The organism is Sporosarcina sp. GW1-11, assembly GCF_033088395.1.
In the GTDB taxonomy this organism is placed as follows: domain Bacteria; phylum Bacillota; class Bacilli; order Bacillales_A; family Planococcaceae; genus Sporosarcina.
The window spans coordinates 15099-32993 of the sequence record NZ_JAPMIW010000007.1 but is presented as its reverse complement, the minus strand read 5'-3'; the positions used below and the strand labels follow the sequence as shown (position 1 = coordinate 32993).

Below are 17895 nucleotides of genomic sequence, written 5' to 3'. Positions count from 1 at the left end.
CTTGGGAATACGTTGTATACCTATCGATTGTAATGTCATAAAAGGAAAAGCATTATTCCGTTCAGTGTCGAACGAAATAATGCTTTTTGCAATGACAAGCGCTATCAAAGTTATTCTTTATGTTTATCAGTGTTCGATTTTTTTCTTTGTTCAATTTCTTTTGTAAGAAGTTCATTCATCTCATTATATGTTAGACCAGATTCTGAATTTAGTCTTTTTACCTCGTCTATATTCGTTCCAACTACTGTGTAGTTTTCCTTCTTCATATAATAATCTCCTTTCGATTTCTGTTTTCTGAATGGCTTCCCTATACCTTTTCCCACAGGCATTTTCGCGAGCTAGCTTAAAACCCTAATTCCATGTATTCGTTGATTGTACATTTATGAATAATTTACATTTCCTCTTGCCGTAATATGTCTCGTTTTGTTGAAGTTATACATGGATGATAAGTGATCAGGATAAAAACGAAAAAGGTTTAGCAATGACGTTAGAGGTGAAGTGCAAACACAATTTAGAATTGAAGGAGAGGAAATGTAAAAAAAAAGAGTATAAAGTATTGTTGGGGATGCGGTTGGAACTTTAGAAACCTTTTGACCGTATGACTATTGTTTAAAGGAAGGATTTGCAGCATTCACTAAAAAATAACTTCATCAAAATACTTTTCAAGTATTTTGAAATTCGTAAAAGACCTATGATAATGAATCATATGTATACAGGTATTTTAATTGATTTATTTCTCATTTGTTAAATACTGCATGAAAAAAGACGAACATCATGTGAGGTTCGTCAAATGTGATTATTATTTACTTGCTGTATTACCCATTGCAATAGAAATTCTATTCCAATTGTTAATTTGATTGATGATTAATATAAGATCTACATATTGTTTCTCGTTATAATGTTCACGTACCCGTTGATAAAGGTCATCCGGAACGCGTTTCGTTGGAATTAATGTTACGTGCTCTGTCAGCTCCAAAGCCACTTTTTCTGCTTCAGTATAGAATTCACAATCATCCCATGCACTGACACAGTATAATCTTTGCTCCGTTTCGCCCATTATTCGGGATTCTGCTGTATGCATATTTAAACAATATGCACATCCATTAATTTGGGAAGCTTGAATTTTGATAAGCTCACGAAGTTTTCGTTCAACTGCTGATGTTTTTGTGTACTTCTCCATTTCCATCATGATTGCCATACCATCAGGTGCAATATCTGAATAGGGGATTCTTGGACTCATGAAACAAAACTCCTTTAATTTGAGATAAGGAAATTATATATCCAAAAGAACGTTTGTACTAACTTTTTGCCCATTTGCGGCTTCTCGGTGGATAGCGAATCTTTCTGAATAAAATGGAATGGAAAAAACTTCTGTATAGCAACACAAAAATCCACCATAATGAGCATTTTTTTGTGTACATATATTTATAAAGTGGGTTTGAAGTGAATTGAGATAAGTATTTGTAAATGAATCTAATAAAACTGAATAATGGGCTTGATGAATATATCAAATTAAATAAAATGTACTGTAAATGGAAGAAAGAAGTTAATTGTTGGATGACTTTAGGTAAAATAGATTCAATGATTAAGGCGAATCTATATAGAATTGATTTTGAGTTTGCTTATTCCTTAAAGAACAAAGATTGCCCAGGAAATACTTAAATGAATGGATCGTGTGGTACGACTAAAGCGCAGTTACTGAATACATGCTGCGCATTAAGGTAATGAAAATTTGAAACGTTACTTCATGTCATACGACTAACTTTATAAAGGGAGTGGGGTATAATTGAAAAAGGTCAGTTTTCTTTTATCCATCAGTTTACTTTTACTACCGTTAGTTGGATGCCAACAGAAAAATGAGATCGTTATAGAAGATGAAATCGGTCGTCCGAAGACTCCTTATCCTCCTGAAGACGCTATAGAAAATGGCGATATAGTGAATCTTCATGGGAAACTGAGTAATGTGCAAAGGTTTGAAACGTTTATTGAAAATGTAACACATGCTACAAAAGACAACATTCGAATTACAATTTACACCGTTGAAGGGGCTCCAATCTTCTATGATCTTCAGTATGACGGAAATAAACTCCACTATACGTATGATGATTCACGCGATGGATTCGGTGGCCCTGACATTGGAATAAAAGACACGACTTGTTCTGAGATTGTATCTACACCTGTTAATCAAGGAGTTATGTATGAGTTACGTGATTGCTTAGATGAGGTGGGTCAAACGTTTAATTTTGTCATATCGGATTGATGAAGAGTATTTGACTAAGGAATATGTATGTTCATTTGGGAAAGGTTGAAGTCTATGCAAAATAAAGAGTTAAACGTACTAGACATACCAAAGTGGGGGCGCTATTTACGTGGTAAATGGATTGAGAGTTTTGCTGCAAACCTAACAATAGAAGAGCGAAAAGAAATTTATATGGATCAGTTTTTGTGGCATCTTTGTAGTTATGAAAAGGTAGAATGTCTTGAAAAGGAAGAAGCGATTAGTGCATTCGAGAAGAAAAACAAAAAGCAATGCACTATATTTTATCAATTTTCGGATGATGCTTATTTAGTTCAGCATGCTAAGAATCTTAGTGTGCAGGACTTGCCGAGGGATGAGTGGAATATGGATTATCAAGATCTATATGTAATGGATCAGGATCATCAATGGACTTTTATCATAACGCATGAAAATGACTGGCTTGGACCGTATTTTATAGAAATGGGATAAATACGTTTAATGATATGATGAATAAAGTTACTGAGAAAGGTAGGATGTACTATGACTAAACACAAGATTTATACAATGAGTCTCGCAAGTGTCTATCCATTATATATTAAGAAAGCAGAGAGAAAAGGTCGCACGAAGGAGGAAGTTGATGAAATCATTCTATGGTTGACAGGCTATAGCGAAGAAGAATTCGACGCACTTCTATTGAAACAGACAGATTTTGAGACGTTCTTTGCCGATGCGCCAAAAATGAATCCTTCACGAACGTTGATCAAAGGTGTGATTTGTGGTGTTCGAGTGGAGGAAATTGAAGAGCCGACGATGCGGGAAATTCGCTATTTGGATAAGTTAATTGATGAGTTAGCAAAAGGAAAAGCAATGGAGAAGATTTTGCGGAAGTAAGTGGTAGGGTTTTAGTAGGAAGGGGGATTTTATGAAGTTATTTTTCTCGATTGTTGTTGGGGGTCTTTTGGGGATTTTAGCTCTCACTGGACCGATTGGAATTTTTCTCGTCTGTACAATTATTGTGATAGTTATTTTTAGATCGTTTCTTTTGTTAGTGGAGATACATAAACACGTTGTACCAGTTGATGCAAATGATCATGTGAAGGATGCGTATGAGAGATATATGATTGAAAGAGCCGAAAAGGAAAACAGTGGCAATGAGTGAGGTGGGGAGGTTTGAAATGGAGCAGCTCAACATCAATGGACGTGTTGTTCATGTGGATGTGCAAAAAAACAGGAGCTTTGTATGCGGAACTTCCGCTGATTTCTGATAAACGACATTGTGGTTGTTCTGATTGTATGGATTATACAAAAGCAGTCGTTCGCTCCTCTGCACCTGTACAAGAATTTTTTTAGCGGTTGGGTATAGATCCTAGAAAAGAAGCGGAAGTATTTAGAGCTTGTGAAAATGATGATGGTACAACTTATTTCGTAGCAGATTATCATTTGATCGGCGAAATTCAGGGAGTCAAAGAACTAGACTTGGCTGTTGTGGAGGAGGCTTCTTTTGGTCTGACGAATATCACACAGTATAAACCTTCACCGATGATTCCGGAAAGTTTCACACCCCCTCTTATTGAAATGATTGTGAGAATTAATTTGTGTGTGGATATGTAGTCATTGAACAGTAGTACGAAATGGATGTCGAGACAGTAGCTGTACGAAGAGTAATGCTCAAAACTGACGATACCCAGGTTCTCGTTGAAGACCCATTGGTTTAAGAACCGGGTACCGGTCACTAATAAGCGGATAGTCTACTTTGTAGTTCTCGAAACGCACGAAACGAAATTACACATATAGCTCCATTTGACATTGTTACCGTGCGTTTCTTTTTATCCAATTCTTTCACATGCTGCAGGTTAATTAAAAAACTTTTGTGACATCGATAGAATGAGGGATTCACTTCCTCAAAATCTTTCAGTCTTCCATAAAATTCATAAAAACCGTTTTTTTCATATAAAGTCAACTTATGTGGAATCGTAGAAGTTTCGAAAAAATAAATATCCTGAAGCGCTATATTTTTAATACGTTCTCCAATATTTATTTGAATGAGTTCTGTAGGAACCACTTCAGCAAATTGTATATATTTTTCAAATGCAGCTTGTAATGCTTCTTTAACTTGTGTGGCTATTTGATCAGGTGTATCTTTCACGATAAAGTCAAGTGCGGCCAATTTATAAGTAAAAGTAAGTTTAAGTCGATCTGCGTGAGTTGTAATAAAAATAATAGTGGCTAATGGATCTTTTTTTCGAATCTCCATGGCTAATTCCATCCCATCTAATTGATGATCTAACTCGATGTCTAAGAAATAGCAGTCTGCTTGATAATTATTCAGGTAGGATAATACCTCGTCTGGAGTATTTGTACATAAAACCAATTCAATACTTGGCTCATGGAAGCTTGTATAGTTCATAATTTCTTTATAAATAAATTCCCTTTGCACTAGATTATCTTCACATATGATCACCCTCAACTGTAATCCTCTCCCTGATAATGATTTCATGAATAAACCATTGATTTTCTATTCGTGAATTCCAAGTAATATTCGGGTACCCGGATAAAACATTTCTGACTGAAGACAACCCGAATCCTCTATGTTCACCTTTTGTCGAATATCGTTCCGTAAATAATTGTTGAATGCTTATCTCGCTATTCAATAGTTTATTTTCGATGACAATAATGATTTCGTTAGTCATAGAAAGGAAAGCCAAATTAATTTGAGGTGCATCCAATGAAGCAGATGCTTCAATTGCATTATCTAAGAAAACTCCCAAAATACGTGATAAATGGAGCCGGTCAATAGAAATATCTTTAATCATTTTTGGCACTTCTACAGAAATGGGTATAGATAATTCATCCGCAAGTAATAGTTTAGTCGAAATTAATCCCTTAATTTCAATTATCTGAAGCCGATCCAACTGACTAAATAGTTGGTTTTTAAATAAGGTCTGCTGCTCTACCTTTACAATTTTCTCCTCAAAATACTTTTTAAGTCCGATAATATCGTCGTTCTCGATATAGCCACGCAAAGAAAGAAGTATGTTTGCGTGATCGTGTCGGAAATTCTGCATGTCCCGATTAACTTGTTCCAGTGATTGCATGTATTGGTTAAATAATTGTTGCTCGATGAGTTTCGCGTTGATACTTTGCTCCTTCATCATTGTAAATAAAAGAATTCGGGTCAAGGTGATCATGATTATAAAGTATGAGGACAGAATTATTAAATTGGTTATGGAAATTTGGATATCACCCTTTTGGGCAGTGACAAAAATCAGTTTATAAAAGACGATAATAGTGATAGTTGCGATAAGGAATAATACCATTTGAGATCGTATCGCAAGATTTACTTGATTCCAATTGTAGTGGGTAAGGAATTTTTTATATCCAAGCATTATAATTGTAAGTAGTAGTACGATTAAACTACCATGAACGACTAACGATAAATGAAAAATGCTCACTAAAAATAGTACAGCATATTCTACCAAGATACTAGAAATATAAATAGTTAGTAAATGAAAATAGACCATATGTTGTTTTGAAAATAAATAAATTAATCCAGTACTTAAAGTAATGCTAACGGCAATCGAAATCCAAATTGATTGCGGAAATATGTACGCTAGCACTGAAACAAGTGCATTAACGAGCATACATAAAATGAATCGTTTTATAGTAACATGTAAATTCATAATATAAAACAATGATCCATAGATGATAAAGAAATTGAATAAACTAAAGAGGACAAATGTAGTTGTCAAATCGTCACCTCTGTATTTTGTGTTCATTTTTCCAGTACGTTCAAGATTGAATTTGATACGTTTAAGATAAAAGTACCCTAAATCATTCAGGCATGTCTATAATGAGTTTGAAACTTATGCATGATTATCTGTATAAATTCATTATGGTGTCTGGAGGAATATAAAATGAACGGTGAAAGTTTAATTGAAATAAGTAATCAAACATTATTGGTGGCATTTATCATGTTATTAGTTGCTATTGTGCCGGTTGGATTATCGGTTACCTCAAAAAAAGAGTGGACAAAACGGCTGGGTATAGGCTTAACCTATTCAGCGTTATTATTACAACTAACTTATTTTGTACTTAGATGGCTTGCGATTGGTCATGCACCCGTAAGCAATATGTATGAATTTATGACGTTTTTCGGCATTATGCTTGTTACAAGTTCATTACTACTATACCAGTTATATAAACAAATGGTATTGGTGTTATTTTCGATCCCTTTTTCACTAATCGTTATGGGATTTGGGGGAGTTTTTATGAGTGAAGCTTCACCACTAATTCCAGCGCTACAAAGTAATTGGCTATCTATACATGTTATTACTGTAGCCTTTTCAAGTGCCATACTATCAATAGCGTTTGCAACAGGAGTTATTTATTTACTATGCGTGTTAGATGTTGAATTAAAGACCGTGCACACAAAGAGCTTGGAATTCGTCATGTATTGTCTAGTTATATTATTAGGATTTATCATGAGCTCATTCATTTTTTCAAATATATCCGACGAAAAATTGATTCGGTTTGAAGGTGAAGAACAGAAGACAGTTCAAGTGACATATATGTTGCCTGCAATTATCGTGAATCAAAATGCCGTACTAGTGGATGTTGAACAATCTATCGGACTCATAGAAGTCCCTAGCTTTATCGATGCAAAAAAGGTTAACACTATTCTGTGGTCGTTATTAATAGGTTCCTTTTTATATCTGATTATTCGAAAGCTAACCGGAAAGAACATAATCCAATTACTAAAACCATTTACTAAGAGAGTGAACTCAAGGGTGATGGATGAGATGTCATATCGAGCAGTCGTCATCGGTTTCCCTTTATTCTCGCTGGGTGGTCTATTGTTTGCTATGATATGGGCTCATCTTGCGTGGGGGCGATTTTGGGGGTGGGATCCAAAAGAAGTATGGGCTCTTATCACCTGGCTATTTTATGCCGCCTTTTTACATCTACGGACATCGCAAGGATGGGAAGGAAAGCGGACTGCCTGGATGTCAATTGTAGGTTTCGGTCTAATTGTGTTCAATCAGGTATTTGTCAATCTGGTAATTTCAGGATTGCATTCTTATGCCTAGGTAAATACTTTGTTTTATAGTCAATTTTGAATGATCGCATCGTTGGGTTGAAAATTCAATAATGCTTGACGTTTAAACCGGAATCAGTTGAGTGCTTGATAAATAATTGTTAGTAGATCAAACTAAGTCTGTAGAGTTTATTTCACTCTACAGTCTATTTTTATGCCGTAATATAATGTTAGTTATGAAAAATAGGCAAACCCTTTACAAGACAATCAAATATATACAGCTAGGGAGGTCGAACGCATGTCAAAAAATAAAGATGAAATAATCTTACGTGGACTACAAGAAAATAATTTAAAAAATATAGATTTGAATATCCCGAAAGAACAACTCACGGTATTTACAGGACTTTCAGGTTCTGGAAAGAGTTCAGTTGTATTTGATACGTTAGCTACAGAAAGTAGAAGACAAATGACGCTGAACTATCCACTATATGTGAGGAATCAAATGCCTCGATACGAAAGACCGAGTGCGGATCTTATGCAGCATTTGAGTCCAGTCGTCGTTGTTGAGCAAAAAGCGGTAGTTGGCAATTCACGTTCTACGGTAGGTACGTATATGGATATCCATCCATTGATTCGGTTGCTATTTTCTAGAATTGGGAGTCCGTCTATAAGTTCCGCTACGGACTTTTCGAGCCAAAGTTCATTTGGTAGATGTCCGCAATGTAGTGGATTTGGCGAGGTTGTAGCTCCGGATTTACATAAGATGATTGATCCCAATAAATCGTTGCGTGAATATGCAGTACAGTTTAAGCCGTTATCCCCTTCAGGCTGGCAAGGTCGGTGGATGATGACTGGGGGGTTATTTGATCCGGATCTACCGATAAAAGACTATCCTAAAGAAACGTATGATTTATTAATTTATGGTCCTCCAGAAGGTGAGCAAGTTTTTGCACCTTTTCATACGAAAGGCGGACCTCAGGATCATGAGTGGGACGGGTTATTGCCTAGATTTGTACGGCTATATATTAATCGCGACGTTTCGAAGCTAAAACAAACATCTCAGGATGAGGTATTAGCAGTTTCTACGCGTACAATATGTCCGACTTGCTTCGGTTCAGGCTTAAATCCAGAAGTTTTGAAATGTAAAATAAATGGTTACAATATTGCCGAGTATGATCAACTAGAACTGACAGAATTACACAGTGAACTTAAGAGAATTCAGGATCCACTAGGAAAGTCTATCACGCAACAAGCTATACCGAATATTAAACAACTAGTAGATTTAGGTTTAGGCTATTTAAGTCTGGCAAGAAAAATAGGAACGTTATCTGGTGGTGAAGCGCAGCGGGTGAAAATCGCGCGTCATTTAGGGAGCAGTTTAAATAATCTGACGTACATTTTCGACGAACCGAGTGCAGGACTTCATCCTGAAGAAGTAGATTTATTACTACACATGCTGAAAAGTTTGCAAGCAAATCATAATACTGTAATCGTCATCGAACATGATTTATCTGTTATAAAAGTGGCGGATGAAATCATTGAGATGGGTCCAGGAGCAGGCGTACATGGCGGAGAAATTGTCTACCAAGGAACGCCTGAAGGGTTGAATAATGCTTCGGCGGTGACAAACCTGGATCATACGTTGGAAATAAATAAACAGCCAAGAGGTAGTGAAGAGTATTTTGCGATAAAGAATGCAATGACTAATAATTTAAAAGATGTCAGCGTAGATATCCCTAAGCATGTTTTCGTTTCGATATGCGGTGTATCGGGTTCTGGTAAAAGTTCGTTACTGTTTGAAGCATTCCCAAAAAGTTATGGCGAGGCGATTATGGTAGGTCAAGGCAGTATAGGAACTTCCTGTCGTTCAACACTCGCAACGTATATGGGCATAATGGATGATATTCGTAAGATTTTTGCGAAAGCTACGGGCCAACCAGCGGGCTTGTTTAGTTTTAATTCATTAGGTGCGTGTCCGGTATGTGATGGGAAAGGCGTCACGACTCCAGACGTAGCCTTTGCGGATCCAGTGACGATTCCTTGTGAAGCTTGTGGCGGAACGAGGTATTCAGATGAAGCATTGTCCTATCGTTACGAGGGTAAAAATATAGTGGAAATTTTACAGTTAACGATTGACGAAGCGAATCACTATTTTACAATGCCTAAAATCGTGGAAAAAGTAGACACGCTAAAAGATGTGGGACTAGGGTATCTGACATTGGGCCAAACGACAAGTTCATTAAGTGGCGGTGAAGTGCAGCGTCTTAAACTAGCAAGTCATTTGAAAAAAGAAGGACAAATCTATTTACTGGATGAACCGTCTTTAGGGCTGCATGTACATGATAATGCGCGATTGTTGGACGTCTTTCAAAGTCTTGTCAATAAAGGAAATTCAGTAGTGATTATTGAACATAATATAGACTTTATTGCGGCAAGTGACTGGGTGATTGAGCTAGGTCCAGAAGGTGGGAAGAATGGCGGGCAAATACTTTTTGAAGGAACGCCGGAAGAGATGGTACATGCGGACACGCCAACTGCGAAGTGGCTTCGGCTTGGGGTAGAGGGATCATCTGTTTTATAAAAGAAGAATAGGCAACTGACATCTTTTTTGTTTCCGATAGTGGCATCTGTTTTTTTACTGAGTAGCAAATACCCAAAGAACCCATAGGATAGATTAGGCAATCAAATCAGGGGGAAGGAGTGCCATGATGACTAATCATCATTCTAGCGATACAGCAAGTCGCCCGATGGTTGTAGCGTCCACTACAGGAGATGTTACGGGAGATAGAATACCTGACCACGTGTATTTAACAGGGACAAAAACTGCAGATAGCCCATTCGTTCAGCAGATTACGCTTCATGTGCGAGATGGGAGAACGGGCATGTTGACTAGTGTTGCGCTTAAGGAAAATGTGGGCTACAATCCTACGCTATACGTAGGAGATTTTACTGGTAATGGTGTGGAGGAGATTTTAATAAGTATGGCTACAGGTGGCAGTGGCGGGATAATGAACTATTATATAGTTTCCTATATGGGCAATAAACCAACATGGCTGTTTGACTTTGAAGCGTATAATAACTTGTATTCATACGAAGTGACATATCTCGATCATTACAAGGTGCTAGTAACAAGTAAATTGAACAATGAAACGTATATGATTGATCTATCGCTAAAAGGGGCGGACTATTTAAACGAAGTATATGATAGAAACGGAAAGTTAAAACAACCGATCAGTGGTTTTGTGAACCCATTAAGTGGTTTGTATCCGATAGATTTTGATGGGAATGGCGTTTGTGAATTATTGGCTTATCAAAAAATAGCAGGGAGATATAATGCGGATTCTCTAGGATTTATTATGAATACGTTAGGATGGAAGAACAATCGATTTGAATTGGAAAACCAGTATTTGGCTATTTTTGGTGGCTAAAATATGATTTGATTGGATGAATTGTAATGATGAAAGGCCTTGTGTCGAGTATAATGAACGGACTATAAAGATAAGCGGAAGTACTTCTATTTGAGAAGAATTTTTTACCGACAAGCAGCCAAACCAGAAAGTGAAGATAAAACGAAATTAGCACCGAATATAGCGGTGCTTTATTTAATTGAAGAGAAATTGTATCATGTACTAGATACTGAATAGGGTTCGTGAATAAATAATCATGATAAATACCCAATTTTTTATGGGGGGGCGAACGAGTTGATAACGAAAGCAGAAATAATAGACCAACCATATTCGGGACAATACAAGGAGAGGATTTATGATGTTATAAGTCCATGGAATTCCCAAAGTTGGACATGGGTAAAATTTGAGAACGAGGATTTTACTGAGTGGTGTGGTGAATTCAGAGGGGCACCACGGGCTGTTGCATTATCGAAGAAATATAATAAAGTTCTAGTTCTTACTTCAGATTATTTATTTCAAATGGATTGTCTAAGTGGAGAAGTAATTGAATATGAGTCTCACCATCTATATCAAAGTTTAACTGTAACGCCATCAGGCGAATTCATAATAGCTGACGATTATAGTATCGAAAAGATAGAATCAAATATAAATGATAAGACACTTTTGGAAAGTCCATTAGAAATGATAGATATGATTAAATTTACTGGTTGGTTCAATAATAAGTTATCAATCACATGTAAGGAGTCAATCAATTGGGATAATAATTTTTTGTTAGAACTTGATGGAGATACACTAGGAATAACTAGTAAAGACTGCACATAATACGATATCTACGTTTTAGTAATATTCATGTTCAAGTAAAAGGCGCACAGCTAATCTACTGTGCGCCTCATTCTACGTTTTCATTTACTCATATTGCTCAATATCTTTTAATGTGAGTTTTGTATCATGTTCAAATCCTACCGCATACTTAACAGAAAAAGGGCACGATCATTCTGTTAATGAGATAGTACCCGGCTGGTATTGATCTTTTTTGGTGAAAACCCGCCAACGAGTACCTTTCCATTCGGTAAATACTTTTGTATGATGATGGAAAATAGGATTGGAATACCCAAGCCGAATGCCGTGAAGCCAACAATGCCATAGGTAAAGTAATCATTTAACAAAATATCTGTGAAGATGTGCAAGTACATAATTGTTAAAGAGTGTTTCTCGATTTTTTGCAGCCATTTTACTGACAGCTTGGCAGCCATGCGTTGGAATACGCCAACTACTACGAGCGTGAACGAAAGTGGAATGATCAAATCTAGAATGAAATGCTCATAGCGTAAAAATTTCATGCTCAAATGGTAGTCGATTACATGAATGGCATCGAGTACAATGGCTACTACACTACCTACCAATCCCGCGATTAACCATCTTCCCGAAATGTTCATCCAAACACTCTTCATATAATACCCGAGAGAAAAATAGATGACTGCCATAAGTGCAACATCGATATTCCAAATCATTGGGACTGTTTGGGACGCAGTATCGGGTGCGCCACCAATGACACGCATCGCAAAAATACTTTCATAGTGGGCAATGCAATAAGAAATAATCAAAATAATGATTTGTTTCGTGCGGCTAAAGTATGTAGTCAACCATAAGAAGAATAAATACGTAAAGAAAAGCGTTGTTACAAACCAGAAAACACCGTACGCACCACGCGCAAAACGGCCGCCGACAACGAGTGTCCAAAAATCATGTGCATACCATGATATGTCCATATTGCCCGAACTAATTTCTATCCCGTAACGAATTAGCGTAATGCTTAAAAGGAAAAACAAATAGGGGACAATCAACTGCATAAATCGTTTATGAATCGAGAGTCTCATGAAGCCTTTTTCTAGTACAGGTTTAAAAAACAAACCACTTAAAATAAAGAAGGCCGGCATGTGAAACCAATAAATATACTTAGCGAGTGGGAATTCAAGCTGTCCAGGGTAATGACCAATGACGACAAGAATCATTAAAAATCCTTTGGCACCATCTACCCAGGTTAAGCGTTTCTTATTCATAATAAAGCACCTCAAGAAAATTGACGTATTTCCATTGTACAACCTAATTGCAGTCTTGATTATTATGTAACAAAAAAGACTTAGGAATGTAAGTAAGTTGGAAATAGATAGGAGAATTTTCTTTGTATATTACGTTTGCATGAATAATGTATTACATTTACTCACTACAATCAGCGTAAGCCGCAGGAAGATGCTTTTCCCGCGGCTATAATTATTTAGTAAACGATAGTTTTACTAGAGATCATATTGTGGACATTGGTAGATTGCTTAGTAACTACGTGTGATCGATTCCATAACCATTCACTTCTCCTGCTCTTTCGCAAATTCCATAAACATCCGCAGTTTTTCTGCAACTTTTCCATACACCGTTTCTTTTTCATACTCACCATGTTCATCCGGTTGGCCAGCAGGGAGGCCAGTTAAAATTTCTATTCCTTCTTCAATCGTTTGTACTTTATAAATGTGGAACTGTCCATCACGGACGGCTTCAATGACTTCATCGTTCAGCGTCAAGTTCTTGACGTTTTGATGGGGGATGAGTACACCTTGTGTGCCTGTCAACCCTTTACTTTTACAAACAGCATAAAATCCTTCAATTTTTTCATTCACGCCACCGATCGGTTGAATTTCTCCGTTTTGATTGACGGAGCCGGTTACTGCTAACCCTTGATCGATTGGGACTTCTGCTAAACTTGACAGAATCGCATAGAGCTCTGTACTCGACGCACTATCACCGTCTACGCCGCCATACGATTGTTCAAACGCAATATGTGCGGTTACTACTAATGGATACGTTTGAGCAAACTTTTGACCCAAATACCCACCTAGTATATAGACGCCTTTATTATGAATATTACCGCTCATTTGGCTTTCTCTTTCAATATTGACAAAACCTTTCCTTCCCATAAAAGTGGTTGCAGTAATACGGCTAGGTTTACCGAAACGATATTGCCCTAAATCATAAACGGCCAAGCCATTTACCTGACCAACTTTTTCACCAGTTGTATCAATCAAAACACTTCCTTCATCAATGCTTGCTTGAACTTTTTCCTCATATAAGTTTGAACGATAGATCTTTTCCTGAATGGCTTTTTCAATATGTTTAGCTGAAACGAGGTCGTCACCCATCATGCTTGCCCATGCATCCGCTTCGTAAAGCAGTTCAACTTGAAGGTTGAACCGTGTAGATAATTTGTTTTGGTGCCCAGCGAGACGTGAGCTATATTCTATAATTTTTGCGACAGCTGAACGGTCAAAATGTCGCAGTCCATGTTTTTTGCAATGTGTATGAATAAAACTTACCAATGCTGTTATATTGTCCTCGTTGTATTTCATTTCAATATCAAAGTCCACACGAATTTTAAAAAGTTTGCGGAAATCTTCATCATGAGTATAGAGAATTTGGTAGATATCCATATTGCCAATAATAATGACTTTTACATCTAAAGGAATAGGGGCTGGATTAACCGATGCTGTCGCAATGATGCTTGTGTGCTCGCCTATATTCTCAATTTGTAGTTTATGGGTCAATAAGGCTCTTTTTAATCCTTCCCACGCTTGGCTTTTTGAAAAAATATCTTTCGCTTGAATGATGAGATACCCGCCATTCGCATGATGAAGATAGCCTGGTTTTATTTTAGTGAAATCAGTGCTCATAATACCCATTCGGTTTTCATATTCTACCTTGCCAATTAAATTATAAAAAGTAGGATTGTCCGCCGAAATGACAGGCATACCTACTGTTTTACTATGATCAACAAGCACGTTAATTGTATATTTTTTAAACGCCTGTTGTTCGTCTGTAAACAGAATGCCTAGTTGCTTTTCTTCTTGTGTAGATTCATGTGGTAAAAAAATATGAAAGTTTTCTACAAGATCTTTTCGAACGGCTTTTACATGTTGCATCACTTCAGGACAATCTTTATAACTCTTTTTTAACTCATCTATCTGATAGTCAATTGCGATAAGGGCTGTTTGATGATCAAAGCCAGTTAATGATCTTTTCAACTCTTGTTCAAAATGGTGAATAGATTTTGTAGCTTCCAGTATGATTTCTTGTAATTTGGTAGAGTCCTTTTCCATAGTAGCCAGTTGTTTTTCATCCATTGCTTTATAGGCTTCTTCACTCAGAGGTTGTCCGTCTTCACCCATAGGTATAGTTAAAATCGTTGAACCGGACTGTTTGAGCAAAAATCCATAATCGGTCGCCGTTTGATCGGTCTGTTTATACACGTTTTCTATCTTTTCTTTATATTTCCGAATAATGGATGCACGATTTTTTTGATGATTGTCTTCGGTGAAAGTACTTGGGATATCTACTTTTAAATCATTCAACAAGTTTTCCATAGACTTTTGAAGTTTCTTACCTAATCCAGCCGGGAGTTTTAACACTTTAGGCTTATACTCGTCTTCAAAGTTATTCACATAGCACCAGTCGAAAAGTTTAGCCTCTCTATTAGCGAAGTCATTCACGACTGAATTCACAAAGGAAGTTTTCCCGGTGCCTACGATCCCGCTGACGTATAAATTATATCCGGGTTTATTCACGTGTAGGCCAAAATTCATTACTTTACGGGCACGTTGTTGTCCAACGATCGTTGTTAACTTTTCAGCTTGTTCGGTTGATTCGAATGTAAACATCGAGCTATCTACAACTTTTTTTAAATCTGTTGGTTCCAAGGCGGTTTTCTGTTTAATAGATTGTCCGTTGGAATTTGCCAATTAAATTCACCTCACAACAATATTTTCGTCTCTACTTTCTGTATACCCAAAATAATAGGAGTACACGCAATAATTAGAAAAAAGCCTTTCATTCCGTTGTAGTGGAGTGAAAGGCTTTTGGTTGTGCATATTCCATATTTCGTTACGTGCATAGCGAATGGTAAAACACTGGAACGCTGACATTGGTGTCGCAGGTTTACTCATAAGGGTACACCGATCATTTTTATTCGACAAGGTCTACCTTCAAAGTACCTACACCTAGATCAACGTCTATTTCGATAGTCGTTCCTTTATCGGTATACGCTTCATTAACATATACGTTTCTACTTTGTGCGATAAAATCTTTTAATTCAAGTGTGCCAAGTCCTTTATCTACAATCAGTTTGACGCCAGTCTGTTTTGGTAGAAGGAGTGTCATCTTTCCAACTCCTACATCAATATCGCCTTGAAGGTCATTCTGCCGCTCACCACTTAAGTCAATAGTAGAGTCGCTGACACCGCTATCAATTGTTAAGTTGTTCAGTTGTATTCCGTTCAAGTTCAATGTTGCTTTCGATACGCCCATATCCACATCTAAATCAATAGGTATGTCATTATTGAGTTGAATGTCCCAGTAATTCTTTTGTTTGCCTTTATTAAATCGGAAAATATTAGATTTTGGTTTAACTGTTAGTACACCCGTATCTTTTTTATTCGTATACGTTACGTTAGGAAGAAATTTTTCATCTTTCGTATCAAATATAGCATCTAACCAGTTTGTAGATCCGCCTTGGATGACTAGTTCGCCTGCATCGAATTGGACGTTTACTGCTAGTGATGTAGCTTCATCTTTTTCAATAGTGACTTCACGTTCAGTAGAATTCCCACTGAACCACTGATAGCCTATGATGCCTAGCATAACTAGGACACCTATAATTAACCCAACCACTAAAAACTTCTTCATTTAACCCGCTCCTTTTTTATGGACTCTACTTTCTACTATATTATTTTAGGTGTACAATTTATAGCTTACAGTATGACGTATCCTAGGTCTAAACATATTTTTAAGTACGGCGAATTAGAGAATGTGAGGTAAGATAAGTAGATAACAAAGGATGCAAAACCATTGCGGTATTGCATCCTTTTTGTGTCAAACATTAAAACCCTATTTCTGAACCGCCATCCCAGTCATGACGAGTGGCTTGTCGATGCTGCTTTTGTAATTGCTGGATACGCTCTTCATAAATAATCATATCATCATAATGATAGGTAAGCGCAATGGACATATACAACTCGTTTAACTGCGAGATGGATAAGCCTTTTGTTTGTTTGGCGATATCTCCTATTTGTGGTTCTTGCAAAATCTTTTTCTTATCGAGTTTCTCGATATATTGTTTCCTCACTTCTTCAGTAGGAGAGGGGATCTCATACGTGCTGTCAAAACGTCCAGCGCGGTTAATAAGCGCAGGGTCGATTCGTTCAGGATAATTAGTCGTGCCGATAATAAAGAGGCCGTCACGGACATGTACGCCGTCTAGAATATTCAAAAATGTGCTTCTCATATGCTCGGGCATGGAGTCGATATCCTCGATCACGAGTATTGCGGGTGCGAGTCGTTCTACAGTCGAAAACACTTCCTGTACAGAATGACTGCCTGTAAATTCAGTAATTTGCCAATAAACGACTGGCGCGTCTGTTGTTCCCGTGATGGAACGGACGAGTGTTGTCTTACCGTTACCTGGAGAGCCATACAGTAAGATTCCGCGTTTGTATGGAAGACCGTATTCTTTGAAAAACGCACCATCATTCGAAAAGAATTCATCAATCGAACGGAATAATTCATTTTTTAAATGTTCGTCTAGCAACACATCACTACGTTCGATTTGTGTACCTAGTCCGTACGTCTTCTTTTCAATTCCTTCTTCAGTATCGACCAAATATGTAATATTCGTTTTCATCGCTTGGCGTTGTAAGTGATTCAACTTTTCTATGAATCGTTTGACGTGATCAGCTGATGGCGCGAAGACGGTATGCTCTGACCATGTGGAGCCGGTAGCGACATAATAGCTAATATTCGCCACTGCAAGTTGATGCTCTGGGAAAAAGAGTAACTGATTATCGATTGTTTCTGCCGTTTGTAGTGCGAAACCATTGGTCGAATCATCTTGTCGGATTTTCTCGGTTGGTAGTGTTTGATATAGATGGCAAAGAGATTCATAAGGCAAGCGTTTGTGATGGATGAGCTCGGGAAGCATCGTTTCTGTATAAGAGGAGAATTCCTCTACTTGGATCAGTTTCCAATCAGCGGGTGAATGCGCGGTGAGTTTGTCTAGAATGGCTTGTATGACGACACCATAATTTTGAAAATACGGTAGCTTTTCATAGTGTGCTGCGTCTAAAGGGAGTAAAAATGATGGTTTCATACGATTTTAAATTCTCCTTTATATATGAGTA

At 37.3% G+C, this 17895-nt stretch carries 19 protein-coding genes; 11 read left to right on the top strand and 8 right to left on the bottom strand.

Going from position 1 to position 17895, the window contains the following annotated elements; translation table 11 throughout:
* Window positions 1–110: 110 nt before the first annotated feature.
* Window positions 111–329 carry a hypothetical protein gene (locus ORD22_RS06300; protein ID WP_317645177.1) on the bottom strand — a complete coding sequence of 73 codons (219 nt, stop codon included), beginning with the start codon at window positions 327–329 and terminating at the stop codon, window positions 111–113.
* Window positions 330–799: 470 nt separating this feature from the next.
* The gene (locus ORD22_RS06295) at window positions 800–1240 is read right to left on the bottom strand and encodes a carboxymuconolactone decarboxylase family protein (protein WP_317645079.1); all 441 of its coding nucleotides are present in this window, start codon (window positions 1238–1240) and stop codon (window positions 800–802) included.
* 546 nt (window positions 1241–1786) lie between these two features.
* On the opposite strand from ORD22_RS06295, the gene ORD22_RS06290 reads away from it, so the two are divergent.
* From ORD22_RS06290 to ORD22_RS06265, 6 genes are read left to right on the top strand one after another with little or no spacing between them, the layout of a single operon-like run.
* Window positions 1787–2260, top strand: a complete 474-nt coding sequence (locus ORD22_RS06290; protein WP_317645078.1) for a DUF4362 domain-containing protein — start codon at window positions 1787–1789, stop codon at window positions 2258–2260.
* A 54-nt stretch (window positions 2261–2314) separates the two neighbouring features.
* Window positions 2315–2728, top strand: a complete 414-nt coding sequence (locus tag ORD22_RS06285) for a DUF4275 family protein (RefSeq protein ID WP_317645077.1) — start codon at window positions 2315–2317, stop codon at window positions 2726–2728.
* A gap of 51 nt (window positions 2729–2779) precedes the next feature.
* A complete protein-coding gene (locus ORD22_RS06280) occupies window positions 2780–3130 on the top strand; it encodes a DUF2200 domain-containing protein (RefSeq protein WP_317645076.1) in 351 nt (116 codons plus the stop codon).
* A 31-nt stretch (window positions 3131–3161) separates the two neighbouring features.
* Complete coding sequence (locus ORD22_RS06275; protein WP_317645075.1) at window positions 3162–3398, top strand: ATP-dependent Lon protease; 237 nt, start codon at window positions 3162–3164, stop codon at window positions 3396–3398.
* 11 nt (window positions 3399–3409) lie between these two features.
* A complete protein-coding gene (locus tag ORD22_RS06270; RefSeq protein ID WP_317645074.1) occupies window positions 3410–3589 on the top strand; it encodes a hypothetical protein in 180 nt (59 codons plus the stop codon).
* Window positions 3590–3592: 3 nt separating this feature from the next.
* The gene (locus ORD22_RS06265) at window positions 3593–3850 is read left to right on the top strand and encodes a hypothetical protein (RefSeq protein WP_317645073.1); all 258 of its coding nucleotides are present in this window, start codon (window positions 3593–3595) and stop codon (window positions 3848–3850) included.
* A 121-nt stretch (window positions 3851–3971) separates the two neighbouring features.
* On the opposite strand, the gene ORD22_RS06260 is transcribed toward ORD22_RS06265, so the two are convergent.
* Together ORD22_RS06260 and ORD22_RS06255 are read right to left on the bottom strand one after the other, a co-directional pair.
* Complete coding sequence (locus tag ORD22_RS06260) at window positions 3972–4700, bottom strand: LytR/AlgR family response regulator transcription factor (RefSeq protein WP_317645172.1); 729 nt, start codon at window positions 4698–4700, stop codon at window positions 3972–3974.
* The gene (locus ORD22_RS06255; RefSeq protein WP_317645072.1) at window positions 4687–5988 is read right to left on the bottom strand and encodes a sensor histidine kinase; all 1302 of its coding nucleotides are present in this window, start codon (window positions 5986–5988) and stop codon (window positions 4687–4689) included. Before ORD22_RS06255 ends, ORD22_RS06260 begins: the two co-directional genes overlap by 14 nt.
* 165 nt (window positions 5989–6153) lie before the next feature.
* Between ORD22_RS06255 and ccsB the strand changes: the two genes are divergently transcribed.
* From ccsB to ORD22_RS06230, 5 genes are all read left to right on the top strand, one after another.
* On the top strand, window positions 6154–7326 hold the full coding sequence (ccsB, locus tag ORD22_RS06250) for a c-type cytochrome biogenesis protein CcsB (RefSeq protein WP_317645071.1): 1173 nt from the start codon (window positions 6154–6156) through the stop codon (window positions 7324–7326).
* A 246-nt stretch (window positions 7327–7572) separates the two neighbouring features.
* Window positions 7573–9855 carry an excinuclease ABC subunit UvrA gene (locus ORD22_RS06245; RefSeq protein WP_317645070.1) on the top strand — a complete coding sequence of 761 codons (2283 nt, stop codon included), beginning with the start codon at window positions 7573–7575 and terminating at the stop codon, window positions 9853–9855.
* A gap of 127 nt (window positions 9856–9982) precedes the next feature.
* Complete coding sequence (locus ORD22_RS06240; protein WP_317645069.1) at window positions 9983–10702, top strand: VCBS repeat-containing protein; 720 nt, start codon at window positions 9983–9985, stop codon at window positions 10700–10702.
* A gap of 90 nt (window positions 10703–10792) precedes the next feature.
* On the top strand, window positions 10793–10918 hold the full coding sequence (locus ORD22_RS06235) for a hypothetical protein (RefSeq protein WP_317645068.1): 126 nt from the start codon (window positions 10793–10795) through the stop codon (window positions 10916–10918).
* 57 nt (window positions 10919–10975) lie between these two features.
* On the top strand, window positions 10976–11503 hold the full coding sequence (locus ORD22_RS06230) for a hypothetical protein (RefSeq protein WP_317645067.1): 528 nt from the start codon (window positions 10976–10978) through the stop codon (window positions 11501–11503).
* Between the two features lie 176 nt (window positions 11504–11679).
* Here ORD22_RS06230 and ORD22_RS06225 read toward each other — a convergent pair whose 3' ends face one another.
* The 4 genes from ORD22_RS06225 to ORD22_RS06210 form a co-directional block, all read right to left on the bottom strand.
* The gene (locus ORD22_RS06225) at window positions 11680–12741 is read right to left on the bottom strand and encodes an acyltransferase family protein (RefSeq protein WP_317645066.1); all 1062 of its coding nucleotides are present in this window, start codon (window positions 12739–12741) and stop codon (window positions 11680–11682) included.
* A gap of 300 nt (window positions 12742–13041) precedes the next feature.
* Complete coding sequence (locus tag ORD22_RS06220) at window positions 13042–15462, bottom strand: Lon protease family protein (protein WP_317645065.1); 2421 nt, start codon at window positions 15460–15462, stop codon at window positions 13042–13044.
* A 223-nt stretch (window positions 15463–15685) separates the two neighbouring features.
* Complete coding sequence (locus tag ORD22_RS06215) at window positions 15686–16405, bottom strand: toast rack family protein (protein WP_317645064.1); 720 nt, start codon at window positions 16403–16405, stop codon at window positions 15686–15688.
* A 193-nt stretch (window positions 16406–16598) separates the two neighbouring features.
* The gene (locus tag ORD22_RS06210; RefSeq protein WP_317645063.1) at window positions 16599–17864 is read right to left on the bottom strand and encodes an AAA family ATPase; all 1266 of its coding nucleotides are present in this window, start codon (window positions 17862–17864) and stop codon (window positions 16599–16601) included.
* Window positions 17865–17895: the final 31 nt, after the last annotated feature.